The organism is Micromonospora sp. NBC_01412 (genome assembly GCF_045040215.1).
Taxonomy (GTDB): domain Bacteria; phylum Actinomycetota; class Actinomycetes; order Mycobacteriales; family Micromonosporaceae; genus Micromonospora; species Micromonospora rubida.
On the sequence record NZ_CP109528.1, the window covers coordinates 7,809,884 to 7,836,361 of the forward strand.

A 26,478-nucleotide genomic window follows, 5' to 3' on the forward strand; every position below is an offset into this window, starting at 1 on the left:
GGGCGGCGGTGGCAGGTCACCGCGCCGTCGCGATCCGCAGGCGGGCCGGGACGGTGCGCTCGCCCAGGAACCAGAACTCCCGACCGGTGCCGGCGTCGGAGCCGAACCAGGTCTCGGGGTCGGCGGTGCGGTCCAGCAGTGCCTCCGCCTCGGGCGGCAGCACGACGACGTCCAGGGTCTGGTCCTGGTTGCGCCGGCGGTCGGTGACCGACGTGACCGCCCCGAGGTCGGTGCTGAGGTCCCCGAAGGCGAGCAGCAGCGCGGTCCACGCCGTGTCCGGATCCGGCAGCCCACGGATCAGCGGGGCGACGGCGGTGAGGGCCAGGTCCCCGCCGCGCGACAGGTACTGCCAGCGCAGCAGGTTCACGCAGCCGATCAGCGTCGGAAGTGGATCCGGGTCCGGGCAGGCGACCGGCGGCTCGCCGGCCACCGGCGGCAGCCAGCTCAGCTCGCTGTGCCCGCGCACGGCGGGCGCCGGCTTGACCAGTTCGGCGCCGGTGATGCCCAGCCTCGCCAGCAGCCAGTGGTGCAGCCGGCCGGTCCGGACCGGGGTGACCGCCCAGGTCCACGTCGCCGGCTCCTCGCCGGAGCGGGGCGCGTGCTGCGTCGGCTCTCCGCCGGCGAACAGCGCCCGCTGGTCGCGCAGGTAGTTGTACCGCGCGCCCTCCAGCCACAGGGCCAGCGCGGGATGCCCCGACGGCGCCAGGATGGCGTCGTTGAGGACGATCTCGTCGGTGAGCGCGTTGAGGGTGAACCCGTGCGGTGACGCGGCGACCCGGTCGAACAACTCCGGCAGCCGGGTCGGCCCGTCGGCGTCCGGCCGGCCCCGCCACCGGCCACGGAACAGCCGGTAGCCGGCCGCGTCGCCCGGCGCGGCGTCGTTACCCGACGCCGCGTCTTCTCGGTCGGGGCCGCCGGTCGCCTCCTCCGACGGAGCCCCGGTGTCGGGCAGGAAGTGCAGGTCCCCGTCGGCGTACAGGCCGCCGAAGCGGTGGACCACCTCGACCCGCAGGTGGTCGCTGGCGGCCGCGAAGGCCTGCGGCACCCGCTGGCCCATCTCCAGGGCGAACGGGGTGTGCAGGGTCATCGGCGCGCTCGTGTGGAACACCTCGGACACGTTGACCAGGTGAATGCCGTGGGTGGCGGCCCACGCGAGCAGGTCGCGCACGGGGGCCAGCGGGTCGGGCCGGGCGGGCGGGGTCACGCGGGCCGCGTCGAACCGGGCGCGGGGGATGTCGGTCCACAGCACGAAGTCGACCTCACCGGCGTAGTGGGCGGCCGCCGTGCCGTAGTTGGCCCAGAAGCTGTTCCCCGCGGGCAGCGCCCGGCCGAGCCAGATGCCGTGCACCACGTGCGGGATGACGGTGGTCTCCGGCAGCGGTGGAGCCTGCTCCGGCTGCCCCCAGCGCCGGGCGGGGCCGGTCCGCGCGTACGTGCTGACCCGGCCGGCGTCCGCGGCCAGGGCGTCGGGCGCCAGGTCGGCGGCGCGCGGTGCCGTACGGGTCATGCTGATCCGCCCCAACAGCGGCGCGACCAAATGCGGCGGCAGGCGGCGCAGGTCGACGCCGGTGAGGAAGTCCGGCGCGTCGGGCACGCGTCGGGTGTGGAAGATGTCGCCACCGATCCAGCGTCGTGCCAGGTTCTCCTCGACCGGCCAGGTGTACAGGCCGGGGTAGGTCAACTGGCGCAGCCAGCCCAGCAGTGCCCGGTCGCACGGCCACGCGGTCGGCACGGCCGACGGCCCGGGCAGGCAGGCCACGGCCCGCAGTCGCCGCGCCAACTCCTCCGCCGCCCCGGGATCCGGACGGGGCGGCGGCGGGGCGTCAGCCGCCCGGTCCGGCTCCGGGGCCGACGGCACGCCCGGCGGACGCGGGCGGGTTTCGGTGCGCGTCATCGGTCGGAGCTGGACTGGGCGGCTGGTGCCGGGACCAGGGCTGTCTGGATCAGCCGGCTGCCGCGCCGGGTGCACAACAGGGCTCGGCCCGGCGGCAGGGAACGCGGCTTGGTGCTGCCCAGCAGCGGGCCCTCGGTCGGTGGGCAGGACAGCGCGACGTCCGGGGTGTTCAGCTCCTGGATCCGCCGCAGCAGCGGGTCCATCGACAGACGCATCGCCCCGGCGGCGGCCCGGGCGACGACCACGTGCAGGCCGATGTCGCCGCCCTGGGGAAGCAGCGGAATCAACCCGGCCAGCGGGTTGTCGTGCCCGGCCAGCAGCTCGTAGTCGTCCACCAGGACGAACAGCTCGGGGCCGCTCCACCAGTCGCGGGCCCGCAACTGCTCCGGAGTGACATCCGGACCGGGCACGCGCTGCCCGAGCCCGGCGAGCGCCTCCGCCGCCGTCGCCCGGGTGCTGTCCGGGGAGACCGAGTAGCCCAACCGGTAGGCCTCCGGAATGTCGTCGAAGAGCTGTCGTCGGTAGTCGACCGCCATGATGCGGGCCTGCGCCGGCGTGTAGCTCGCCGCGACCGCCCGGGCCACCAGTCGCAGCATGTTGGTCTTGCCGCTCTCGGTGTCCCCCAGCACGGTCAGGTGGGGCATCGTCCGGAAGTCGTGCCACACCGGCGCGAGCCGATCCTCGTCGACCCCCAGCGCGATGCGCGCAGGCTCCGGCGTCGGCAGTTCGTCCATCGGCAGCGCCGTCGGCAGCGTCCGGACCGCGGCGGCCCGCTCCCCGGGCCAGTTGTCCACGATCGCCGACACCAGCTCATCGGTGGCGGCGTCGAGTCCCTCGGCCGACTGGACGCCGTCGATGCGGGGCAGCGCGCCGAGGAAGTGCAGCTTCGCCTCGGTCAGGCCGTGACCGGGCCGGCGGGGCACCTGCGCCGCCGCGCGAAGGTCGATCCCGGACTCGACCGGGTCACCCAGGCGCAGTTCCAGGCGGGTGCCGATCTTGTCCCGCATGGACATGTGCAGCTCGGACCACCGGCCCATGGTGCACATCACGTGAATGCCGTAGTTCAGGCCCCGCCCCGCGATCTCGCGGGCCATCTCCTCGGCCGCCTCGAACTCCTGGCGCAGCGTGAACCATCCGTCCACCACCAGGAACACATCGCCGAAGCGGTCCTGCGGGATCTGGCCGGCCGCCTGGGCCTGCCGGTACATGTCCCGACCGTGGATGCCGAGCTCCGCGTACCGGCGCTCCCGGTCGACCAGGATCGAGCGGACCTCGGCCACCGTCCGCAGCACCCGTTCCGGCTGGTGCCGGCCGGTCACACCGCCGATGTGGGGCAGGCCGGCGAGCCCGGCCAGGGACCCACCACCGAAGTCGAGGCAGTAGAACTGCAGCTGGTGCGGTGAGTGCGTCAGCGCCAGCCCGCACACCAGCGACCGCAGCAGGGTGCTCTTGCCGCTCTGTGGCCCCCCGGCGACGCCGACATGGCCGCCGACGCCGGCCAGATCCACCACGAGCAGGTCGCGCATCTGCTCGAACGGCTTGTCGATGAGACCGAGCGGCACCCGCAGGTACGTCTGCCGGCCCGCGTCGACGGGGCGCAGCCCGTGTTCGGGGTCGGGCAGCAGCGGCGGGAGCACGTCGTCCAGGGTCGGCGGGTGCTCCATGGGCGGCAACCAGACCTGGTGAGCGGGCGGCCCCTGGTCGACGAGGCGGTCCACCAGCGCGTGCAGCACGGTGGTGCCGGTGTCGACCGGCTGGTCCGGTGCCCGGTCCGGCGGCGGCGTCGAGAACGACAGGTGCTGGGCGGTGAACGGGACGACCTGGCTGGCGATCACCTCGTGGTGCAGCTTGGCGCCGCGTATCCGGTGCGGGCCGGACACGTACGCGGCCTTGAACCGGGTGATGCTGGTGACGCTGGAGCGCAGGTATCCGTTACCCGGCTCGGCCGGCAGTTCGTAGGCGTCCGGCACGCCGATGACCGCCCGCGATTCCATCGCGGAGAAGGTGCGCAACCCGATGCGGTACGACAGGTGCCCCTCCAACTGATGGATGCGGCCGTCCTCCAGCCGCTGAGAGGCCAGCAGCAGGTGGACCGCGAGCGACCGACCGAGTCGGCCGATCATGACGAACAGCTGGATGAAGTCGGGATTCGCGGCGATCAGCTCGCTGAACTCGTCCACGATGACGAACAGCGTGGGCAGCGGGTCGAGATCCGTTCCGTCCGCGCGCGCCTTCTCGTAGTCGCGCACCGAGCTGAAGTTCCCGGCCCGGCGCAGCAGCTCCTGCCGGCGGACCAGCTCCCCGTGCACGACGGCCTGCATCCGGTCCACCAGCGCGGCCTCGTCGGCCAGGTTGGTGATCAGCGCGGACACGTGCGGCAGGCGGTCGAGGCCCACGAACGTGGCGCCGCCCTTGAAGTCCACGAGCACGAAGTTGAGCGTCTCGGAGGAGTGGGTGGCGGCCAGGGCCAGCACGAGGGTCCGCAGCAGTTCACTCTTGCCCGACCCGGTCGCGCCGATCAGCATGCCGTGCGGGCCCATCCCGCCCTCGGCGGACTCCTTGATGTCCAGGTCGATCGCGGAGCCGTCCGCCGCCACCCCGATCGGCACCCGCAACCGGTCCGCCGGGGGCCGCCCGTGCCACAGCTCGGTGGGATCGAAGTCGTCCAGATCGGCGATGTCCAGCAGGTCGGGCAGGTCGAGGACCGCGCTGAGCCCGTTGGCGGGCTGCTCGCCGGTGACCTTCGTGCCGTGCCTGGCCATGATGCGCGCCAGGGCCCGCAGGCGCACCGGGTCCAGGCCGTCCGGTGCGGCGAGCCGGGTGCGCACCTCCCGGCCCACGTGGTCCCGCTCCACCATGTCCACGTCCGCCTCGGACACGTCCAGGTTGAGCACCTGTTCGTCTCCCGCCGTGCCGCGCCCGTCGAAGTCGATCAGGACCGCGTTGCGGTATCCGGAGACGACGAGCCGGGCGCCCGGCGGGATGACGCCGCCGTCGCAGACCACGACGACGAACGGCTCCTCCCGCGAGGGCTGGGCTTCGCCGTCGTACCGGGAGCGGGCCGCGAAGTCGGCGCCGAGTAGCCGCTCCACCTCCTCCAGCGTGCTTCCGCACAGCCGGACCGCACCGGCCGCGTCGACGTCGGAGGAGTGCTTGGCGTGCGGCAGCCACTTGGCCCACTCCCACTGCGCGGCCTGCTCGGCGCCGGTGCACATCGCCAGCCGCAGCTCATCGGGGGCGTGGAAGGTGACCAACTGGGCGAGCATTGCGCGCACCAGGCCCAGCGCCACGTCCCGATCGCCGCCGATCCGCACGTGCGAGAACCCCGACAGGCACAGCGCCACCGGCTGGTCGGGCAGGGTCGCGTACGCCTTGATGAACCGGCGCAGGGCCTTGGCGCAGACCGGCTCCAGGTCCTCCACCGGCTTGCTCTCCACCGGGGTGATGCGCACCGCCAGGCGCTGGGAGCCGGTCCCGATCCGAATCTCACTGAAATCCGGGTGGGTCGGCCGGCGCTCCCACAGCCGGCTGGTCATCGCCAGCGACCACAGCGACTCCGGGTGCGGGTGGCGCCAGGCCAGCGCGCCCCGCTGCTTCTCGGCGTACTCCCGGACCTGTAGGCGGGTCTGCGACAGGTAGCGGAAGTAGTCGCGGCGATCACCGTTGACCTGGTCCTTGCGGTTGCCGGAGGCGGTCGTCATCTGCACCGCGACCATGCCCAGCATGCCGCCGCCCATCATCACGATCATGACCATGCCCATCGGGCTGTCGAGCGTGCTCCGCCCGAAGAACATGAACATCATCCCGCCGCTCATCAGCAGGGTCGGCAGGATCATCCCGAACGAGCGGAACCCGCCCCCCTGGGCCTCCGGGACGGCCGGCGGCTCCTGCAGGGAGATCTCGCCGTGCGGGAGCTCGGGTCCGTTGCGGCGGGCCGGCCGCCGGTAAGGTTTGGTGCTCACACTCAGAACACGGATCCGGGACGCAAAGAGTTTGCCGCCCCGGCATGTTCGTCGAAATCCACCGGCCCGCCACCCGTGCCCCGCCCGACACGGGTAGGGCGGCGCCGGCCACGGGCCGGCGCCGCCCCGACGGGCACGGTCAGGCTGCCACGGCCGCCCGCACGTCCGCCGCGCACAGCTGTCGCATGTCATCGACCGTCAGCGCGCCGCCGCCACGCAGCCGGTTGGCCTGCTTGGTGATGGCCCGCTCCAGCAACTGGCGGGCGTACCGGCCGTTGCCGAAGGCCTCGTCCCGGGTCAGGCCGTCGAAGTGCTGGTACAACAGCGGGATGCTGTCGTTGCCGAACTCGAAGCCGCCCTCCCGGGCCAGCATCTGCACGACGGACACGAGCTCGGACGCGGTGTAGGAGGCGAACGTGATCTGACGGCTGAACCGCGAGGCCAGGCCGACGTTGTTGGCCAGGAAGCGCCGCATGTCACCGGTGTACCCGGCCGCGATCACCACCACGTCGTCCCGGTGGTCCTCCATCAGCTTCACCAGCGTGTCGATGGCCTCACGGCCGAAGTCATTGCCCTCACCGGCCAGCGCGTACGCCTCGTCGATAAAGAGCACTCCCCCACGCGCCCGGTTGAAGACATCCGTGGTCTTCACCGCGGTGTGCCCCACGTACTGCCCGACCAGGTCGGCACGGGAGACCTCGACGAGCTGACCGGTCCGCAGCACGCCCACCGCGTTGAGCAGCTGTCCGTACAACCGGGCCACACTCGTCTTGCCGGTGCCGGGCGCACCGGCGAAGACCAGATGCCGGGAGATGGTCGGGGTGGGCAGCCCGGCCCGGTTCCGGGCCTCGGTGGAAGTGATCAGGTCGATGACGTCGGTCACCTCCCGCTTGACGGCGTCCAGGCCGACCATCGCGTCCAGGCGCCCGAGCAGGTCGTCGACGACCTGCCGCCGGTCGTCCGACTCCGGCTGCTCGGCCGCCGACTCGCCCAGGTCCTCCGGCAGCAGCCGGGCCAGCTCGATGTCCGGGGCCTGCGGGTTGTGCGACAGCCGGTACGCCTGGCGCCCCAACATGTCCTCGAAGACCTGCCGGGCCAGCCTCGCGTTGCCGAACGTCTCGCTCCGGGGCTGCTCGGAGAAGTGCCGCACCAGGGCCTGCCGCGTCTCGTACTCCAGCACGTAGTGATGGGCGCGGCACAGCCGGTCGACGATGGTGGCCAGCTCGTCGTCGGAGTAGCTGTCGAACTGGATGGTCCGGGAGAAGCGGGACTCCAGGCCGGGGTTGGCCGCCAGGAACGTCCGCATGTTCGGCGTGTATCCCGCGACCACCACGACGACCTCGTCCCGGTGGTCCTCCATCAGCTTCACCAGCGTGTCGATCGCCTCGCGGCCGAAGTCGTGGCCGCCGGCCGGTGTGAGGGTGTACGCCTCGTCGATGAACAGGACGCCGCCCAGCGCCTCTTCGAACTTGGCCGTGGTCTTGACCGCCGTACCCCCGACGTGCTCGGCGACCAGGTCGGAGCGGGACACCTCCACCATCTGCCCGCCGGAGAGCACCCCGAGCGTGGCCAGGACCCGGGCGAAGATCCGGGCCACGGTGGTCTTGCCGGTGCCGGGAGGCCCGGCGAACACCAGGTGGCGGGACATGGGCGGCACGTGCAGCCGGGCCTCCCGACGACGCTTGGCGATCTGGTTCAGCCCGACCAGGGTGGCGACCTCGCGCTTGACCCCGGCCAGCCCGACCAGGGCATCCAGCTCAGCCAGGAGAGCCGCCACGGCGTCACCCCCGCCCCCGTCGCCGGCCGGTCCGCCACCGGGCGCCCCGTCGGCGACCGCCTCGCCGTCGGGCGGGCGGGTGCCGGCCGGATCCCGCGACGGGGCCGGCCTCGGGTCGGCGCCGCCGGTCCGGGCGGGCGGCGCCGACTCCGTGGAGTCGTCGGACACCGGCGGCTCCCGCCACGCGTCCGCGCCGGTGTCCCCCGGATCTGCGCGGTTCGCGGCCGGGGAGCCGGGTCCCGCAGCCGGCGGGCGACCGGCGGTCCTCGCCGGCAGCTGGACCGGCAGGGCGTTGTGACCGGTGTCGACGTCGATCACCTCGATGGCGGCCCTCGGGCTGGGCGCGTCCACCCCGACGCCGCCGTTGCCACGAATCACCCCGCCGCGCAGCCGGACCGGCAGGTCGGTCTCGACGACGACCCCCGGCCCCTGGTTGCCGACGATCTCGCAGTCGGTCGCGTCGACCGTGCTGCCGGCTCCGGCCCGCACGCCCGGACCCCGATTGCCGCTGATACGGCTGCGGGACACGGTCACCGCGCAGGGCCCGCCGGTCAGCACACCCGCGCCGCCGGAGTCCTCCACCGACAGCGAGGACAGCTCGGCGCGGGCGCTGCCGGCCACCTCCACGCCGATCCGGCAACCGGTGAACCGGGAGTTGAACAGCGCCGTGGCCGCGGTGCCCGCGACCCGGGCGCCCGCGGCGCTGGCACCGGTGACGTGACCGTCCTCGAATCGACCGCCGCCGCCGGTGGCGTGCAGACCGTACCGGACCCCCTCGATGGACAGGCCGATCAGGTGCGGGGCGGCCTCCCCCTCGACCGCGACGCCGATCGTGCTGTCCCGCACGCTGACGCCGTCCAACCGCGCCCGGGAGTGACCGGTCAGGAACACCCCCGCGTCGGCACACCCCACCACCGCGCCACCGGCCAGTTGCGGTGCCGCCTCGTCGGTGACCAGCACCCCGGGCGCACCGGACTCGCGGATCTCGCAGCGGCTCAGCCGCGGCGCGGAGTTGCCCATACAGTGCAGGCCGTGGCCGCGGGCGCGGGCGATCAGCGACCCGGACAGCGTGGGCGCCGCCTCCGCCATCGTCACGACGGCGTGCGCCCGGACGTCCAGGATCTCGCACCCGTCCACCACCGGGGTCGCCTCGTCGCAGACGAGCAACCCCACCTCGCCGCCCACCACGGCCGTGCGGATCAGGTGCGGCCGGCTGGTCTGCTGCGCGACGACCGCGTACTGCCCCACCTCGTCGATGCGGCACCCCTCCAGCCGGGGGGTGCTCGAACCGGCGGCCAGCAGCGCCACCTCCCCGATCCCGGTGAAGGTGCAGTCCCGGAAGACCGGGTCACAGGTGCCGGTCACCATGACACCGCAGCGAGCGATGTCGTGCAGGCGCACACCGGTGTAACCGCCTGAGCCGGACTCGTGGACGATGCCGGCGCCGCCGGTGTTGCTGATCGCACCCCCGGCCATCTCCACCGTGCCACCGCGGACGTGAATGGCGGCCGGCCCGGCGGCGTCGACCCTGCATCCCTCCAGCCGCACCCGGCCGGCGGCGACCTGTAGCAGCGGCATCTGCCCGTCGCCGCCGCGAATGACGATGTCGCGGATCAGGATCTCCCCACCGGCGGCCAGTACCGCCCCGCCGGGCGGCACCTCGATCGTCACGGTGCCGGGGCCGTCCTCGGCGACCAGGACGACGTCCCGCTGGAACACCGGCGCCTCGCGATACACCCCGGGACGCACCGCCACGGTGTCGCCGGGCGTCGCCGAGGCCAGGGCCCGGGAGATGTCGCTCAGGCACCCGGTGTCCCTGGCCGACACCGACAGCACGCTGGTGGTCACCGATTCACTCCTTCACGCGCCGTCATGGCCGTCGTCGCCCGCGGTACGCCCCGACATGGGGCGGTCCGTGCCGGTGGGACCGGGCCGGGTCGCGAACCGGCGATTTCCGGCGTCGAAACCCAAGGGCCACGGCAATGGCGTCGAGGTTTGCACCCGCTCCGGTCGGGCGGCGAGAGCGTCGCGCAGCTTCCGGGCCACCCGCTCGTCGAGCGCGCTGTCGGGACGGTCGAGGACCATCTCGCGCAGCAGCACGCACGGCGCACCGGCCGGTCCGGCCGCTTCGACGCCGAGCACCGCGAACCGGGAACCCGCGGCGAACATCGCCTGTCCCCTACGGGAGGCCGATTCCTGGGGGGAGCGCAGCTGATCGAGGCGCCGCGCGGTGGCCGACCAGATCGCGTAGAGCGGTCCGGCGTCGGCGGCGCCGCCGCCGGTCATCGAGAACTCGGTGAACGCGGGCTCCACCACCACCTCGCCGGGACGGTACAGGGCCGCGACGTCCAGCCCGGCCGGTGCCGCGCCGTAGACCGGTGCGCCGACGGCGGGTAGTTGTACCAGCCCCGCACAGGCGCACCGGGCCAGCATCCGGACGTCCTCGTCGGGCATACCCGCGCCGCGCAGCACGCTGTTGACCCGCTCGCCGACCCCGTCGAGCAGGGCCAGGACCGCGACGAGCCCCGCCACGACGTCGTGTGACCCGGTCGCGCTGCGCAGCCCGGGGTGCATTGACAGCGCCCGCGCCACTGTCCGGGAGTGCGCCTGGAACTTCCATCCCAGCGTGGTCCGCATCCGCTCGCGGTCGCCGTCCTCGGTCCGGGCCCGCACGGGCGACCAGGGCGACTCCGCGGGCCGATGCCCATCCGGTTCGAACCTGGTCGCGCCGATCGGCCGGCGCTCGTTCGGTTCGGCCCTGGCCGCGCCGACCGGCCCACGCTCGACCCTGGTCACGGCGACCGGCCCACGCTCGTTCGGTTCGGCCCTGGCCGCGCCGACCGGTCGGAGCAGCCGCATCGTGGCCGGGTCGAGGCGGATCGGCGCCACCGGACCGGACGGGCCGAGGCCGGGCGCCGTCATCGAAAGGAACGGCTCCGCCGGACGGGGCGGCTCCGCCGGACGCGGCGCAGGCGGATCGAACCTGGTCGCCACCACCGGTCGGGGCGACTCCGCCGGCCGCGGCCCGCCCAGTTCGAGGCCGGTCGGGGCGACCGGGCCGGTCGGGGCGACCGGGGCGACCGGGGCGATCAGCGGAACGGCGGTGTCGGTGTCGGTGTCGGCCGTCGCAACGGTGATCGACGGCCGCTGGATGCCCAGGTCCGGCCGGGGCGTCTCGACCGTTGGCAGGGTCACCGGCCGGACGCCGAGGTCCAGGCGGGGAATCTCGACCAGCGGCACCGCCAGCCGCTGCAACCCGGGCGGGGCCGGGTCGGGATCGGGAGCCGGCGGCGCCACGGCGCCCGCCGTCGCCCGACCAGGGCGTTGAGGTTCGCTTCGTCGACGTACCCCGAGCGCGGGGCCCTGGTGCGCGCGGACCGATCCTGGCGGCGGCAGGACGCGGCCCGCCGGCTCCGGCGCGTCGCCGGCTGCCCCGGGTTTCCAGCACCAGAACAGACCGTCGGCGAGGGCCCGGCCGAAGGTGAAGCGGATACCGGCGTCCGAGGCGTAGACCGGCGCGCCCAGGTCCACGGAGAACTGGCGCAGCACCGGCCCGGCTCCGTCGGCCGGCGCGGACGGCTGGGTGACCAGCAGCACGGGCCGGCCCCGCCAGCGGGGACAGCGCCAGACCACGCCGGCCAGCTCGGCGGCGGTGAGCGACCGGCCCTCCAGCCGGAAACCGGCCGCGCCGGCCTCGACCGCGATGGTGAACCAGCCGGCCGGCCCGGGCGTGATCGACCCCAGCGCTTCCCACGGCCCCGGGGCGATCACCGGGACCCGCGAGCAGTCGTCCCCCGCCCGGAAACGTTCCATCGCGGCCCCCATCACCTGCGACGCGTGGCGCAGATACCGTCCCACGCCCCGGGCTTCCCCGGGCGGGTCCGGTGCGGCGCCCGCCGTGGCCGTCGGCGGACGACCCCAGGACGACGGCAGGGGCCAGCGGACCGACGGTCGCACGGCCAGGCCGGCAGGCAACTGACTCACGGCTGCACCGGGCGTTCCGCTCCGGCCTCCGGGTCAGCTCCGTCCGGCCCGTCCGACCGCCAGGGGTTCGGCGGCACCGGCACGTCCGGGTGCAGCGGGTCGTCACCGGGGTCGGGCGGCTGCCACACGGCCTCACCCGACTGACCGTCGAACAGGTGCACGAGCGCCCGGTGGACGGAGATCTCGTCCAGCGGCTCGGCGGGGCCCGACCCGTTCAGGTGCGAGGCCAGGTCCGGGTCGGGCGCCAGGCCGTAGTTCTCCAGGTAGTAGGCCACCGCGTCGCTCCAGACCCAGCTACCGTCGGTGCGCAGGTGCAGCGGCACGACGTCGCCGCGCTCGGGCGCGAGCACGTCGGCCATCTGGGCGCTGCTCCACGTGATGACCACGGCCGAGCGCAGGGCGGCGATCAGACGGTCGCGCTCGGCGCCGTCGGCGACCACCGGGCGGTTGGTGGTGAACCACGGGCCACGGACCGGGTCCACCCCGTCGAAGACCCGGGCGGTCGTGATCGGCGCCGCCGGCCTCGACGACCACAGCAGGGCGCCGCAGGAACGGGCCAGGGTCTGGTAGAACGGCACGTCGAGCCCGGCCCAGCAGACCTCCACCTGGGCGTTGGCGTCACCGGCCTCGACCATGACCCGACGCAGCCGGACAGTCAGCGAAGGCAGCGATTCCACGGTGTCCTCGACGCTGACCACCGCGACGCGTACCGGCTCCTGCCACGGCCGCGCGTGCTGCGGCATCCGCCACGACCGCCAGATCGCGCGCACGCCCGGGACGTCCGACGCCTCGGCGACGAGCGCCCGCTCCACCGCGTCGAGGTCCTCCTGCGGCTCGCCGGTGCGGTCCAACGGCCGTGCCACCAGCGCATCGTCCGTACCGGTCGACAGGGCGGACAGGAACAGCCACGGGGCCGGCGGACGCTCCCCGCGCAGCTCCTCCAACGCCAGAGCGAGGTCGCTGCCCGCACCACCACGGATCAGCTCCACCCGCAGCAGCTCGATCTCGTCGCCGGCGAGTTGCAGTGGCTGCGAGACCGCCTCGAAGGCCAGCGCCTGCGCCACCTCTCGGCGGCGGCCGTCGGCCAGCCAGCCACGGACGTCGGTCAGCAGCCCGTCCTGCAGCGTTCCCGCCAGCCGCAGCAGCAGCACGTGCAGGTTCGCCTCCGCCACCTCGTCGCGGCCGTCGGCCTGCGTGTCCAGTGACATTTCCACGTTCACGCTCACCGTCCCTCCCTTCCGCGCCCGGATTCATCTGTGGCACGTCCCCGGGGGTCGACCGGGTTCACCGGGTGGCGGACGTCGCTACCTACTTGTGCCGCCACCACGACTCGGTGCTGGTGCGGTCGTACTGCTGGAAAACAGTGTTGACCTGGCGCCCGTGCACGATCATCCCCGCGTACCAGGTGCGGGCCACGTAGTTGAACGGGCCCATGTCGACCGCGCCGGCCTCGCGGGCGTTGGAGACGCAGAACTCGAACAGGTCCCGGGAGAATTCCAGGACGGTCTCCCGCCGCCCGCCGGCGATTCCGGCGTTGAGCAGTTGGATGCCGCGGTTGGTCGACAGAAACTCCAACAGCATGGTGCTGCCGCCATGCTGGTAGATCATCCACGGCATGCACAGCGGCTGCTGCTCGTCGCCCAGGTACAGCCGGTCGTCCATCTCCGGGAAGGGGTCGCGCAGCATTTCGACGTCGGTGCCGTCGACGCACCACACCTGGTCGATCTCAGGGTGTTCGCGCAGGTAGCGCCAGTAGCAGAGCCACCGGTGGAAGTACGGCGAGGTTCCGGCGGCACCGGCCGGCACCCGCACGTGCGTCACCAGGTCGGTGTCCGCGACGTCGAGGCAGTCGTGCAGGACGACGAGCCGGCGGCCGTGCCGCTCGACGGAGATCCGCAACTCGTCCAAATGGCCGTAGTCCGGCGTCCAGGCCGTGCCGCGCTGCGGGTCGGGCTGCGCGGTCAGGTACGTGGTCAGGACCACGCCGTGGCTCGCCGCACCGCCCACGGCGCGGGTGCGGAACTCTCGGTACTCCGCCGACCGGTAGCTCGCCTCGGACCGCGTCCTGAGGTCGCGTACCAGCTGGAAGCGCTCGACGGCGGAAACGCTGGAGCCCACGTTGCTGCGCTCGTCGCAGCTGAAAATGAGGTCTTCGCTGCCCACCACGTCCGCGAACCGGAACGAGGTCAGGCCGGCGTTGTAGATCCGGTTGGAGATGTCCACATGTTCGTACCCCCACCGGCCGTACCGCGTGTCGTACCCGCCCACGCGGTCCAGCACCCGCCGCTCGAAGTAGAGCATGCAGCCCCGGGGATGCGTGTACGCCTTGAGCTGCTCGTCCCGATGGATCTCGGTCGAGTCGGTCAGCCGGCCCATCGGGGTGTCGGTGAAGATGTACATCAGGTGCGGCTCGGGGCTCTCCAGGTACGGCCTCTCCCACCCGTCCACGGTCGGCCAGCAGTCGTCGTCGAACAGGAACAGGTGGGTGCAGCCCTGCTCGACCAGCAGTTCCAGGCACTTGTTCTTGGCCCGCGCGATGCCGACGTTGGCGTCGAAGCGGAAGGTCGCCTCCTCCACCGGTTCGTCGCTGGCGTCGTCCACCACGACGATCGCGGCGCCGCTGGGCGCGTACTTGCGGATCGCCTCCAGCGCTGTCCGGAGCACGTCGCCCCGGTTGTGCGTCGTGATCCCGATGCCCACGGCCGGGAAGTCAGTGCCCTGCATGCCCACCTCTTCAGTCAGGGCGCCGCAGCGCCGTCACGCGAGGCCGTGCCCCCGGGCGCGGTACCGGTCGAGTGCGCGGCGGTGTGCGGGTCGTCCACATGGGGCACGCTGTCGCGGCGTCGCCGGGTTCACCGTCCGGGCGGTGGATCCGCCCAATGCCTGCAGGGGTAGGGATAACCCTCCCCCACCGGCGGGACAACCCCCACAGCAGCAGGGACCACCCTGTATCGGAAAACCGGCGCTCAGCGGCACCCTCAAGGCATGACCGATCGACGACCGTTGAGCGCCGTGGACGGCGACCGCCGCCTCCACAACCTGATGAGTACATATCAGCAACCGCTGCTGAAGTACGCGCAGCAGCTCACCGGCGGCGACACCGCACGCGCCGAGGACGTCGTGCAGGAGGCGTTCCTGCGGGCCTGGACGCACATCGATCGGCTCACCGAAGACCGCGGATCCGTGCTGGGCTGGCTGCGCCGGGTGGTCCACAACCTGGTGATGGACGGGTACCGCGCGCAGCGGTCACGGCCGGCCGAGGTCGAGATCGAGAACGCCGGGGCGGTGGCCGCGCCGGACGTGACGGCCGACGTGGTGAACTCCCTGTACGTCGAGCAGGTCCTGGGCGGGCTGTGGCCACAGCACCGGGCCGCTCTGGTGGAGACGTACCTGAAGGGCCGGACCGCCGCCGAGGTCAGCGTGGCGCTCGGCGTTCCGGTGGGGACGATCAAGAGCCGGGTGCACTACGCGATGCGCGCGGTCCGGGCAGCCCTGGCTGACCCGCCCGATCTGGGCGACCACGCGCTACGCGCCGCGTGACCCCCTGAAACTGCCCGACACCTATAGTGTTCCGATGGCCCGCTCGACAGAACGAGTCGGAGAACCTCCCCCCGTGCCGGGCCCGCCGGAGGATGTGGCGCGGGTGGTCGAGGCGGTGCACGGCCTGTCGGGATCGCCGCTGCCGGGTGTCCAGGCCGCGGCCCTGGCCCGGGCGCTCGGTGAGTGCCTCGGCGCCGAGTCGGTCACCCTCTGCCTGCGGCTTCCCCTCCTGGCTGCCGACGACCCGGGCGACGACCTGGCCGACGACCCGGGCGCGGCACCGGCCCAGGACCGGTTACGGGAATACCACTGGAGCCGCGCCGGCCGGGGCACCGCGGATCAGCCTCTCGACGGCCGGGAACCGGCGGCGACCGCACACCGGGACCTGGCCCCGATCCGGCTCGACGACGGCCAGCGGTTCCTCGCCGACGTCTCCGTCCGTCCGGCGGCTGCCGGCGAGCGGCTACGCCGGTGGCCCGAGCTGCAGACGGTGACCCGGCTACTGCTGTCGGACATCCAGGGCCAGCTCACCGCCAACGAGGCCGGGAAGCTGATCGGTCGAAACAACGCCCTGCTCGCCGACGCCCGCTCGCGGGCCGCGGGCGAGATCGAGCGGCAGCGCTACCAGTTGGAGCGCGACCTGCACGACGGGGCCCAACATCACATGGTCGCGCTCCAGATGTCGCTGGCCATGGTCGAGCACCAGCTCACCACAGGGAAGCCGACCGAGGCCGCCCACCACCTCGACCGCCTGCGACAGTTGCTCGCCAGCACCGAGGAGGTCCTGCACACCACGGCGACCGGGTTGCTGTCCCTGCCCTTGGCCGATCATGGCCTGGTAGCCGCGCTGACGGCCCGGCTGGGCCCGCTGGACACGGTCACCCTCGACGTCGACCCGCTGCTGATCGGCCGGCGATACCCGTCGGAGGTGGAGTCCACCGTCTACCTGGCCTGCCTGGAGGCGATCAGCAACGCGCACAAGCACGCCCCGGGGGCCGCGGTCACCCTGATGCTGTGTACCTCCGCGCGGGGTCTGAGCTTCGAGGTGGCCGACACCGGGCCGGGATTCGACACCGGCGGGCGGATGCCGCTGCACCACCTCGCCGCCCGCCTGGAGTCGGTCGGCGGCTCGCTGAGAGTCCGGTCGAGCCCGGCCGAGGGCACCCGGGTCACCGGGTACGTCACGATCTGAGCTGGCCCGGCCGGGTGTCCGCTGCACGCGACGGGCCGGCGGTCGTTCATCCACCGCCGTCGGTGAGCAGCCGCTCGCACGCGCGGACCAACAAGGCGCACGTACCGCGAACCTCCGGTCCCGAATCGGGTGCCATGGACTGGGCCCGCCAGAACGCGAGCGCCCGACTCGCGGCCCGGGTCAGCTGCTCCGCGTCGGCGTCACCGGGCAGACCGACCCGGGACCGGGAATCCGGTCCGTGCGCGCCGAGCAGCCGCAGGGCGTCGTCGTGCCCACGCGGCAGCCTGATCCGCCGGCCCTGCAACGTCTGCAACAGGTCCATCTCCGCCACCTGGTAGGCGCCCGCCACGGCCGCCTCCACCGCGTGGGCGAACTCGTCGTCCAACTGCCCGGCGGCGTGGCAGGCCACCAGGGCGCGCAGCGCCCACCGGGCGGCCAGGGCCCCGCTCGGTACCGGTAGCCGGGCCCGCAACGCCTCGTCGACGGCGCGACCGCCTCCGGCTGCCGGATGCCAGTCGACGACCGCGTCACTCATCGTCCGCAGCCACTGTCGCGACCCGGAACTGGCGGCGGCACCCTCGCGCATCGCGCAGATCACCATCGGAGAGAACCCGTCCCTGCCCGGAGCCCGCAGCATCGTGAGGAACTCCGACTCGGCGGCGCTGGCCGGACCACCCAGCGCGAGCAGAACCATGTCCGGCAGCCCGTGCATCCCGTCCGACCAGCGGCGCAGCCGCACCGCGAGGTCGACGTCGACGCGGTCGCGAGAGTGCAGCAGCCGTAGGCCGCGCAGCGCGTCCGTGGGAGTCTCGACCAGGAGCCGGTCGAGGCCGGCCGCCGCATCCGGCCACGCGACGCCGGACCAGTCGGGAATCCGGACCGGTCGCCACGGTGGCGCACCGCGCACCGGGTCCAGCGTGATCCGCCGGTACGGCCCGTACTCGTAGCAGATGAGGGCTCCGCACGTCCCAGCCGGTGGCGCCCAGCCGGGGTCCCCGGGAAGGCCGCACAGCACCCGCAACAAATGCTCCGCCTGCGCCCCGACCACCATTACGCGGGCGCGGCGGTCCTGCCGCCCGAGGGCGACCCGCACCGGCACGCTGTCCGCGGACGCTTCCCGGCGGTCCACGAGCCGGCCGAGCAGTCGGCGCACGGGGGCGCTGGCAGCGGTGTAGTCCCCGGCGATATCCTCCGGTGCCCCGGCGTTCGCGGCCGGCACCAGCGCGACGGTGCGCGCCGCCTCCGGCCGGTTCCCGCCGAGCCGCGCCGGCAGCCGGATGTCCACCACGGTCGCCGCGCGTCCCGATGCCCGGTCGACCGAGAGCCGCCCGCCGAGCGCGGCCAGGCGCCGGGAGTCGTCCCGCAGGACCGCGGCGACGCGGGTCCGCTCGGCCTCGGCCCGCTGCGCCCGGATCACCAGCACGTCGCCGTCCCGGGACAGCTCGACGGACACCGGACCGTCGCCGCCGTGGACGCTCAGCGCCGCCACCGCCGAGGCTGCCGCCTGGTACAGGCTGGACTCGATCTCCCAGCTCTGACGCCGGCCGAGTTCCCCGTGGAAGACCACCGGTACGGACAGCGCCGCGGCGACCTCCTCCAACGCCGCGGCGACCCCGCTGCCGCGCAGGACCTGCGGGTAGACGCCGCGGACCACGGTCCGGAACCCCTCGATCATCTCGTGCAGGCCGGCGCGGATCGTGGCGGCGATCGCCTCGGCCCCGGGTGAGCCGGCGGCCAGCGCACCCTCCAGGGCACAGGTACGGATCAGGATCGCCTGTAGCTGCCGGTCCGGCGTCGCGGTCACGGCCGTGGCGAGCCGGTCGCGCTCCACGGCCTGCACCGCGGACAGCTCCAGCCGGACGACGTCGGCCTGCCGGACCGCTCTCTCGGCCCGGTTCCGCGCGGCCGTGCCCGCCGCGCGGTGTCGCGCCAGCCGCAGCAGCAGCCCGACGCAGACCGCCGTCTCGCCCAGCAGGGCCGCCGGCGCGGGCCAGGGCTCGGGCTGCTCCCGGTGGGCCAGCACCAGGGTGCCGTACCGCACCCCGCCGGCGGTCACGTCCACCGTCGCGGCGACTCCGGCCCAGTTCAACAGCACATCGGGGTCGTCGGCCCGGCCCGGCAACGCCGCCCCCTGCGCCCGGCGCCGGGGCTGCCAGGCGACGGCGGGGGTCCACTGCTGGCAGGCGGCACCGTCGGCCGCCGGCAGCCACAACGCCGCGTACCGCGTCCCGTAGGCACGGCCGAGATCGCGCAGCAGCGTCCGCAGGACCGGCCGGTATCCGCCCAGGCCGTCGTCCGGCCGGTCTGCGGTGGGCAGCGCACCCGACGCGGTCAGCCGGGCCAGGACGGTGAACGGCCCGGCCGGCTCGGGAGTGCGCGCCGGCCCGCTCACGGAGGCGGTGGTCCCGGGCACGCCACTAGCCTGCCGTCCGGTCCGACCGCAGGTACGCCAGCACGGCCAGGACTCGCCGGTGGTGCGCCGTGGGCTCCATGGACAGCTTCAGTTTGGTGAAGATGCCGGCGATGTGTTTCTCCACCGACTTGACCGACAGGAACAGCTCCGTGGCGATTCCCGCGTTGGACCGTCCCTCGGCCATGACTCGCAGCACGGCGCGCTCCCGGTCCGTGAGGTCCGCCAACGGGCCCCGGGCCTGAGGGCTCGGCCGGTCCACCAGCTTCACCGCCAGGGCCGGCTCGATCACGAGTTCCCCGGCGGCGATGCGGACGAGCGTGTCGGCGAGCACGGCGACCCCGGCCACCTGGTCCTTGAGGCGGTACCCGATCCGCTCGGTCCCGATCTCGAGCAGGCGGTAGAGGTAGTGGGCCTCGGCGTGCTGGGAGAGCAGCAGCAGTCCCACGTCGGGGTGCCGCGCCCGGACCCGCTGGGCGGTGTCCAACCCGCCGTCCAGGCCCGGTGGCATCCGGATGTCCATGATGGCCACGTCGACGGGCGTGCTGGCCAGCAGTTCGAGCAGTTGGTCGCCGTCCTCCACGCAGCCGACGACCTCGTGGCCGGCGGCGGACAGCAGCAGTTGCAGCCCTTCCCGGAACAGTGCGCCGTCGTCGGCCACCGCGACGTCCATGGCCAGCCTCCTGATCAACGCCCTGGCTTCGGAACCGCCGTTCCGACGTATCGTGCTTGTTGCGCCTTGACTGCTTCTGGCGTTCGGCCGATTATGGATGACGGTGACGATCTTGGACGAGGGCGGCTGGATGTACGGCGTCGGCGTCGACTTGGGCACGAGCTTCGCCGCCGCGGCGGTGGCGCACGCCGGAGCCCTGGACATGGTGCGACTCGGCGGGCAGGCGGTGGTCACCCCGTCGGCCGCGTACCTCGACGAGAACGGGAAGTTGCTGACCGGTGAGGTGGCCGACCGCCTCGGGCTCCAGGATTCCAGCCGGGTCGCGCGGGAGTTCAAGCGTCGCCTCGGCGACCCCACCCCGGTGATCCTCGCCGGCGCACCGCACTCCCCCACCGCGCTGATGGCAGCCCTGCTCCGCTCGATCATGGACAGCGTGAGCCAGGCCCGGGGCGGGCAGCCCGATCACATCGTGCTGACCCACCCGGCCGTGTGGGGCCCGTACCGGCGGGAGCAGTTCGCCGCCATCCCGCCCCTGGCGGGCCTGCCCCGACCGAGCAGCCCGCACGCGGGCCCGGCGACGCCGGAGTCCGGTGGCCCGACGGTCCACACGGTCACCGAGCCGGTGGCCGCGGCGACCTACTACTGCTCCACCCACCCCCTGCCCCCGGACGGTCTGCTCGCCGTCTACGACCTGGGTGGGGGAACCTTCGACAGCGCGGTCGTGCGCAACGGCGACGGCGGCATCGAGATCGTCGGTACCCCGGAGGGCATCGAATGGCTCGGAGGCGCCGACTTCGACCAGGCGATCCTGGACCACGTCAACCGCCAGTTGGGCGGCGCCATCAACAAGCTGGATCCGGCGGACCCAGGCACCGCGGCGCTGCTGGCCGTAGTCCAGCGCGAGTGCGTTCTGGCGAAGGAGGCCCTGTCCACGCGCCTGCAGGCGGATGTCTCGGTGCCCCTGCCCGACGGCGTACGGCACGTGACCATCACCCGGGACACCTTCGAGAAGACGATCACACCGTCCCTGGACGCCACGGTCGAGGCGTTCCGGCGGACTCTGACGACCGCCGGCATCGTCCCGCAGGACCTCACCGCGGTCCTTCTCGTCGGCGGCTCGTCGCAGATACCGCGGGTCACCGAGGTGCTGCGTGACACGCTCCGGCGGCCCATCCTGATCAATACCCATCCGAAGCACGCGGTCGCGCTGGGCGCCGCCATGCTCAGCGCGGACGCCCTCGCATCGCGAACCATCTCAGCCGCCCCCCGACCGGAACGGCGCACCATCGTCGGCGCCGCGCTCCCGGCCGGCCCGCCCGAAGCCGGGTCGGCCGGGGTCGAAGCCGCGACGGCCGCGACGGCGCTGCCACCCCGTGCGCCGGAAGACGCCGGCGCTGTGCCCGACAAGCGCGAACAGGCACCGACCGCGCTCGTTCCGGTACGACGTCGATCGAGATCGCTGCACGTCCTGCTGCCCGCGATCGTGGTGCTCGCCGCGCTGCTGGGTGTGTCGTTCCTGGTCGCGCCCAAACTGTGGACCGGCGGCACGCCCGTCTGCGGCACCGCCGACGCGGCCCTGAACCGGCCGGTGACCGCCTCCTCGACAGAGGGCGCGGGCTTCGTGGCGGCCAACGCGGTCGACGGCGACACCAACAGCCGCTGGAGCAGCACCGTCGGTGATCCGCAGTGGCTCCAGATCGACCTGGGTAGCTCGGTCGACGTGTGCGGCGTCTCGATTCAGTGGGAGAGCGCTTACGCGACGGCGTTCCAGATCCAACTGTCCACCGACGGCGTGAACTGGGCCAGCGTCTACTCCACCACGACCGGCGGGGGTGGCGCGCAGAACCTCACCGTGTCCGGCACCGGCCGGTACGTGCGCGTACACGGCACCGCCCGGGCGAGCGGCTACGGCTACTCGATCTGGGATGTCGACGTCCACACCAGCGGCTCGGCCGCCACGAACGTCGCGCTGCCCGGCACCGCCAACCCGGTCAGTGTGAGCCCGACCGGACCGGCCCCCACCGAACGCGCCCCCCACACACCCACCCCACCCGCACCCGGCAGGATCGAATCGAGCCAGAAGGCACAAGTCCCGGCCAAATCGAGCCCGACCCCATCCAAGACGGTCCCCCCTGGCAGCACCAGCGTGATCCGGAGCGTGGCCACCGGGCTCTGTGTGGACAGCAACGACGACCCGGCGATGGCGCTGAACGGCATGCCCCTGGGCGGGCACGCCTTCGCCAGCGGCTGCCACGGCGAGACCAGCCAGAAGTGGCGTGAGGGGCCGCCGCTCTCCAGGGACACCGCTCCTGGCCCGGACTGGTACCGGCTGCTCGACCAGCTGACCGGCTTCTGCCTCGACAGCAATCACGACGGCGCCATCTACACCCTGCCGTGTGCGAACGGGAACGGTTACCAGCTCTGGCAGCGGGTGTCCAAGCCGCGCCCGGCCACCGGGGCGATGCCGTCCGGCACTGTGGTGGCCTATCGCAACATGGCCACCGATCGGTGCATCAGCCTGTCCGCGTCCGACAAGACGCTCCGGACCCTGCCGTGCCCATCGGGCAACAAGTGGCCGGCCAGCATGCTGTTCCGGCGCTGATCGGCCGCCAGAGGACGCGGCCGGCTCCTCGGGACGAGCCGGCCGCCCGGGATGGTACTTCCGCGCTTTTCCCGCGACGCGACGGCCGGTCCAGGGCTCAGTCGCCCGGGCCTGCCGGGGCGGCGCCGTTGTCGACGAAGTCGAAGGTCAGGCCCTCGCCCGCGTCGCCCTCGCCCACCCGTTGGGCAGTCAGGCCCTGCCCGTCCACCGCGCGCAGGTAGACCTTGCCCTCACCGCCGATGGTGTACGTCGGGCGACCCTGATCCTTCTGCTGCGTCTTCTCGATGGCGAACAACTGACCGGCCCGGCGGGAGTCGCAGGCAGCCGCCACGACCGTCGCCGGGGCACTGCCGTTGTCGCGCAGGCCCATGCAGTCGGGCTCACCGCTGTCGTGCGCCTTCGCGGTCCTGATCTGGTACCTGTTCCCACCGGCGGGCAGCAACACGAACAGACTCTTGTCCGTCTCGCCGTCGGTCAGGTTCAGCCGGCCCTTGGCGTCCACCGCCAGGATCGACTCGAACGAACCGACCGGCCGCAACACGACCTGCCGTTCACCCCGCAGGATCGGGTCCGCGCCGCCCGCCTGCGACCCGTCTTTCGATCCTGAAGCGGTGGGCGAGGGCGCGTCCGCGGTCGCACCGCTGTCGGTGGCGGGTGCCGATGTCGCCGACGAGGCGGCGGAATCCCCGGCCTCGGGGGCCGGCGTGGCGCAGGCCTGCATGGACGCGGCGACACCGGCGGTCAGCACCGCCGCGGCGGCAGCACGAAGGACAGACGCAGGGCGGAACGACAGGTTCAGCATGGTCAACTCCTTAGTGATTTCCATCAGGAGGCTAACCCGCTACCGGCCCTCGCGCAGGAGTCGTACGCGCCGTTCTACGGTCCCCCTACCGGCTCTGCCGGTTGGCAGGGGAATCCGATGTCGACGCAGTGCTCATCGTCGGCGGCGGCGACCCAGTTCGGAAGGTATATCTCCCGTGCCGACGCACTCAGCACCTGGTCATGATCGCGAAGCCACGCGCCGATGGCGTCGTAGGCCTGCAGGATCGCCGGGTACGCCGCCTGCGCTTTCGTGAGCGACACGTACGCCTGCCGGTGTGCTCGCTCGATCCGGACCGCGACCGGCCCTTCGGGCTCCACCGGGTCGCTCGTCGGGACACACACCTCGACGGGCCCGTCGGAGTCCTCGCTGACCAGCCCGTGGTAGGCGACGAACACCGGGCCGGACAGCACGCCGCGGGCAGCGGTGAGGTGGTCGAACAGCAACTGCGTGACCTCGGGCAGGAGACGGGGTAGCCGATCGGCGGTCACGTGCCGCTGGATGAAGATCACCTTTTGGGCGGGCACGTCGCGATGATGCACCTTGTAGGCCATGGGAGTTCCTTGATCGTTGAGGAGTTCCAACAGGTGGCTCACCAGCGGCCGGCGGGCGGAGTGTCTGGTCTCGGCGTCACGCCAGTAGGACTCCACCCTGCTGACCGCTTGTGGGCCGGAGAGGCCGAGCACGTCGGCGATGTCCGCGAGAGGCATGCCGATCGCGCGGAGCAGGGTGATACGGCGAGCGCGGTCGAGCTCGTCAGGGCCGTAGTACCGGTATCCGGTACGGGCGTCGATGTGAGCCGGGTCAGAAGTTTCCGCCCGTCGTAGAGGCGCAACGCCTTCGGGCTCAGTCGTGACTGAATCAGGAACTCACCGCTCATCAACCACCGTGGCATATCTGGAGTCTGTCCCCCGCCCTTAGGGCGAGGTCAACCAGCACTACTGACGGTTACTGCCAGCCGTGGCAGCTGCCCGGTGAGCCCGTGACATGATTGCCACCATGGGGAAGCAGCAGGATGTCGGCGGGCCCGACAGTCACAGCGGGTCAGACACCACCACCGGTGACAGCGCCGACGCGCGGCTCGCCCTCGCGCAGGACCCCGCCACGCCACAGATGACCCTCTTCGACTTGGCGTCCGACCCGTCGGCCGTGGTCCGCAAGGCGGTCGCGGCCCGGGCCGACGCACCCGCGCAGGCACTGCGACCGCTGGCCCGGGACCATGATCGTCAGGTTCGGGAGGCCGTCGCGAGAAACCCTTCGGCCTCGGTCGGCAATCTCCTGCGTCTCGTCAAGGACGCCGATCGGTGGGTCCGTTGGGCGGTCGCCGGCAACCCGGCTTGCGACGAGTCGGTTCGCCGGGTGATGTCGGAGGCATCCGACAAGGAGCTTCGTGGTCTCCTCGCGGAGACGCGGGAGTTGGAGCCTGAGCTGGCCGCCAGGCTGACCGAGGACGTCTCACCCGAGGTACGGGAACGCCTCGCCACCCACACCCACGACCCCGACGTGATCATCGCCCTGATGGCCGACCGCACCGCACGTGTGCGCAAAGGGGTCGCCCGCAATCCGCGCACCACCGCCGAGCAGCGCAGCGCGCTTGCCCAGGACCCCGTGGTCGACGTCCGTGCCGCGCTGGTCCGCTCGGTCGAGCTGGCCGAGGCGGATCTGGAACGCCTGGTCAACGACCGTTCGGTGCAGGTCCGACTGGCGATGGCGACATCCGAGTTCATCCCGCCGCACATTCGGCAGGCCCTCGGCCGCGATCCCGACGGGATGGTGGCCGACGCGGCGCGGGATTCCCGCCCGGCGTCCGGCAGTTCCCCGGTGATACGGGCCCCACGCATCGGTCACCGGCGCTCCGGGACCGGTCCAGATCGACCGGACGGCGCCGCGCGCTGAGGCCGGCGGCGAGCGCGCGTCGCCTTGGTTCCGCAGGCCGCGGGCGTAAAGCCCTCCCAGAAGGCTCGGCTGGTGGCCGGCGACCACGGGCCGGCCACCTCCCGTGGGATCGTGTGCTCGCTCATGATCGGCCTCGCCTCAGCCCTGGTCGTGGATGGTGACGGCGTAGCCGTCGAGGTCGCGGAAGGTGAAGGTGCGCCCGAACGGGCCGTCGACCGGTGCGGCGACGATCGGCACGCCGGCAGCGGCGAGGTCGTCGTGCAGGGCCTGCGCGTCGTCGGCCCGCAGCCACAGCGCCACCCCGGCTCCCGGCCGTGGCGTCACGGCGTCAAGGTCGAGGCCGGGTAGCGGGGTCCGCACAGCGAACGGGACGGGACTGGTGGCGAACACCACCGCGTCCGGCGGGCTGACCGGGGCCCGGCGGAGCCCGAGCCGGGTCTCGTAGAAGGCGGCGGCGGCGTCGAGGTCGCGCACCTGCAGGGCGATGAAGTCGGGTCCGGTGACAGTCATGATCACTCCTCAGCTATGTCAGTGTCCTGACATGGCGCCAGGCGTGGGTGATCTCGAACTGTCCGTGGGTTACGCACTGAAGCAGGCCGCGGCGGCGCTGCGAACCGCGATGGATGCCGGACTTCGCCCGCTGGGGCTGTCGGTGCCGCAGTACGCGTGCCTGGAACTGCTCGGCCAGCGGCCCGGCCTGTCAGCGGCCGAACTCGCCCGCGGCGCGTTCGTCACCCGCCAGTCGATGCACGCGCTCCTGCTCGGCCTGGAAGAGCGCGGACTCCTGGCCCGGGCCGCGACCCCCGCACGGGGCCGGGCCCTGCCCACCGAACTCACCGACACCGGACGACACATCCTCGCCCGGGCCAGCGAGATCGTCGCCCGGATCGAGCGACGCATGACCGACGCACTCCCCGCCGCTGAGCAACAACGGCTCCGCGACGGCCTGGCGATCTGCGCGGACGCCCTCAGCAGCTCGCCCGCCGATCCATCGCCGGCAGTCCCGCCTGGTCTCACTGAACCGCCATCCTGAGCCGACGAGAGATTGGCGTACGTAGTCCTCGACGGGATCTGAGTACAAACGTTTGGCCTTCGCGGACAGGGCTTACCCGGGCGCCGGCTGAACCCCGTTCAAACGCCGACGCCGCCCTCAGATCTGTCGCACGGCCAGCAGGCTGAGGGCGGCCACCAGCACGAAGCCCGCCCCGACGGTGATCGTCCGAATCCGGACCCGGAGATCGGCGTCCCACCTGTCGCCCGTGCCGGCGGTACGGCGGGCCAGCGGGGTCAACGCGCGCCCGACACCGAATCCGACCCCGGCGAGCAGCGCGACGTGCAGGCGCTGACCGCCGAGGAGAAGAGCGGCGGCCAGCACGTACGGAGCACTCGCCGAGACGTAGGTGCGGACCCCGGTGCCGAGTTCGAAGCCGAACTGCAGCGCCCCGCGCCGCAGGCTGCGCTGAAGCACGTCCTGCGGCACCTGCCGGGCATTCTGCGGCAGCCGGATCGGCACCAGGCCCAGCTCGCGGAGCAGCCCCAGCACCGCGACCGCCACGATGCCCGCGTACCGCCACGGGCCGGGCAGGGGAGCCGACAGCCCGGAGAGCAACCCCAGCACCAACCCGCTGAGCGTGCCGCCGACGATCAACCCTGTGACGAACAGCGCGAGGACTACGCCCTGCCGATCTCGATCTCGCCACCCGGGCGAGGCCAGCGCGTGCGCGCTGT

At 72.9% G+C, this 26,478-nt stretch carries 17 protein-coding genes and 1 pseudogene; 5 read left to right on the plus strand and 13 right to left on the minus strand.

What is annotated here, in order from left to right; translation table 11 throughout:
- Positions 1–16 precede the first annotated feature (16 nt).
- The 6 genes from OG617_RS33680 to OG617_RS33705 form a co-directional block, all read right to left on the minus strand.
- Positions 17–1,894, minus strand: a complete 1,878-nt coding sequence (locus OG617_RS33680) for a hypothetical protein (RefSeq protein WP_405097155.1) — start codon at positions 1,892–1,894, stop codon at positions 17–19.
- Positions 1,891–5,856: a type VII secretion protein EccCa gene (eccCa, locus tag OG617_RS33685; protein WP_405097157.1), complete on the minus strand. Its 3,966-nt coding sequence runs from the start codon at positions 5,854–5,856 to the stop codon at positions 1,891–1,893. Before eccCa ends, OG617_RS33680 begins: the two co-directional genes overlap by 4 nt.
- A 139-nt stretch (positions 5,857–5,995) precedes the next feature.
- Positions 5,996–9,481: an AAA family ATPase gene (locus tag OG617_RS33690; protein WP_405097159.1), complete on the minus strand. Its 3,486-nt coding sequence runs from the start codon at positions 9,479–9,481 to the stop codon at positions 5,996–5,998.
- A gap of 12 nt (positions 9,482–9,493) precedes the next feature.
- Positions 9,494–11,446 (minus strand): hypothetical protein, encoded by a 1,953-nt coding sequence (locus OG617_RS33695; RefSeq protein WP_405097161.1) that lies wholly within the window; start codon positions 11,444–11,446, stop codon positions 9,494–9,496.
- Positions 11,447–11,613: 167 nt separating this feature from the next.
- Positions 11,614–12,843 (minus strand): hypothetical protein, encoded by a 1,230-nt coding sequence (locus tag OG617_RS33700; protein WP_405097163.1) that lies wholly within the window; start codon positions 12,841–12,843, stop codon positions 11,614–11,616.
- Positions 12,844–12,925: 82 nt separating this feature from the next.
- Positions 12,926–14,341: a glycosyltransferase family 2 protein gene (locus tag OG617_RS33705; protein WP_405097165.1), complete on the minus strand. Its 1,416-nt coding sequence runs from the start codon at positions 14,339–14,341 to the stop codon at positions 12,926–12,928.
- A 261-nt stretch (positions 14,342–14,602) separates the two neighbouring features.
- On the opposite strand from OG617_RS33705, the gene OG617_RS33710 reads away from it, so the two are divergent.
- Positions 14,603–15,157: a sigma-70 family RNA polymerase sigma factor gene (locus OG617_RS33710; RefSeq protein WP_405097167.1), complete on the plus strand. Its 555-nt coding sequence runs from the start codon at positions 14,603–14,605 to the stop codon at positions 15,155–15,157.
- A gap of 73 nt (positions 15,158–15,230) precedes the next feature.
- Positions 15,231–16,349: a sensor histidine kinase gene (locus OG617_RS33715; RefSeq protein ID WP_405097169.1), complete on the plus strand. Its 1,119-nt coding sequence runs from the start codon at positions 15,231–15,233 to the stop codon at positions 16,347–16,349.
- Positions 16,350–16,395: 46 nt separating this feature from the next.
- On the opposite strand, the gene OG617_RS33720 is transcribed toward OG617_RS33715, so the two are convergent.
- Together OG617_RS33720 and OG617_RS33725 are read right to left on the minus strand one after the other, a co-directional pair.
- Positions 16,396–18,762 (minus strand): hypothetical protein, encoded by a 2,367-nt coding sequence (locus OG617_RS33720; RefSeq protein WP_405097171.1) that lies wholly within the window; start codon positions 18,760–18,762, stop codon positions 16,396–16,398.
- A 4-nt stretch (positions 18,763–18,766) separates the two neighbouring features.
- Positions 18,767–19,432 carry a response regulator gene (locus OG617_RS33725; protein ID WP_405097173.1) on the minus strand — a complete coding sequence of 222 codons (666 nt, stop codon included), beginning with the start codon at positions 19,430–19,432 and terminating at the stop codon, positions 18,767–18,769.
- A gap of 103 nt (positions 19,433–19,535) precedes the next feature.
- Here OG617_RS33725 and OG617_RS33730 point away from each other — a divergent pair, with 103 nt between their 5' ends.
- On the plus strand, positions 19,536–22,034 hold the full coding sequence (locus tag OG617_RS33730; protein ID WP_405097175.1) for an Hsp70 family protein: 2,499 nt from the start codon (positions 19,536–19,538) through the stop codon (positions 22,032–22,034).
- A 97-nt stretch (positions 22,035–22,131) separates the two neighbouring features.
- Here the strand turns inward: OG617_RS33730 and OG617_RS33735 are convergent, their stop codons facing one another.
- The 3 genes and pseudogenes from OG617_RS33735 to OG617_RS33745 form a co-directional block, all read right to left on the minus strand.
- The gene (locus OG617_RS33735; RefSeq protein WP_405097177.1) at positions 22,132–22,836 is read right to left on the minus strand and encodes a hypothetical protein; all 705 of its coding nucleotides are present in this window, start codon (positions 22,834–22,836) and stop codon (positions 22,132–22,134) included.
- Between the two features lie 74 nt (positions 22,837–22,910).
- Complete coding sequence (locus tag OG617_RS33740; RefSeq protein ID WP_405097179.1) at positions 22,911–23,408, minus strand: GyrI-like domain-containing protein; 498 nt, start codon at positions 23,406–23,408, stop codon at positions 22,911–22,913.
- 138 nt (positions 23,409–23,546) lie between these two features.
- Positions 23,547–23,648: pseudogene (locus OG617_RS33745) on the minus strand (MerR family transcriptional regulator); the annotation flags it as partial.
- Positions 23,649–23,853: 205 nt separating this feature from the next.
- On the opposite strand from OG617_RS33745, the gene OG617_RS33750 reads away from it, so the two are divergent.
- The gene (locus tag OG617_RS33750) at positions 23,854–24,750 is read left to right on the plus strand and encodes a hypothetical protein (RefSeq protein ID WP_405097181.1); all 897 of its coding nucleotides are present in this window, start codon (positions 23,854–23,856) and stop codon (positions 24,748–24,750) included.
- Between the two features lie 138 nt (positions 24,751–24,888).
- On the opposite strand, the gene OG617_RS33755 is transcribed toward OG617_RS33750, so the two are convergent.
- The gene (locus OG617_RS33755) at positions 24,889–25,260 is read right to left on the minus strand and encodes a VOC family protein (protein WP_405097183.1); all 372 of its coding nucleotides are present in this window, start codon (positions 25,258–25,260) and stop codon (positions 24,889–24,891) included.
- On the opposite strand from OG617_RS33755, the gene OG617_RS33760 reads away from it, so the two are divergent.
- Positions 25,259–25,783 (plus strand): MarR family winged helix-turn-helix transcriptional regulator, encoded by a 525-nt coding sequence (locus OG617_RS33760; RefSeq protein WP_405097185.1) that lies wholly within the window; start codon positions 25,259–25,261, stop codon positions 25,781–25,783. The genes OG617_RS33755 and OG617_RS33760 overlap by 2 nt on opposite strands.
- Positions 25,784–25,900: 117 nt before the next feature.
- Here OG617_RS33760 and OG617_RS33765 read toward each other — a convergent pair whose 3' ends face one another.
- Entirely contained in the window at positions 25,901–26,371 is a 471-nt protein-coding gene (locus OG617_RS33765) for a hypothetical protein (RefSeq protein ID WP_405097187.1), read from the minus strand.
- Positions 26,372–26,478 lie beyond the last annotated feature (107 nt).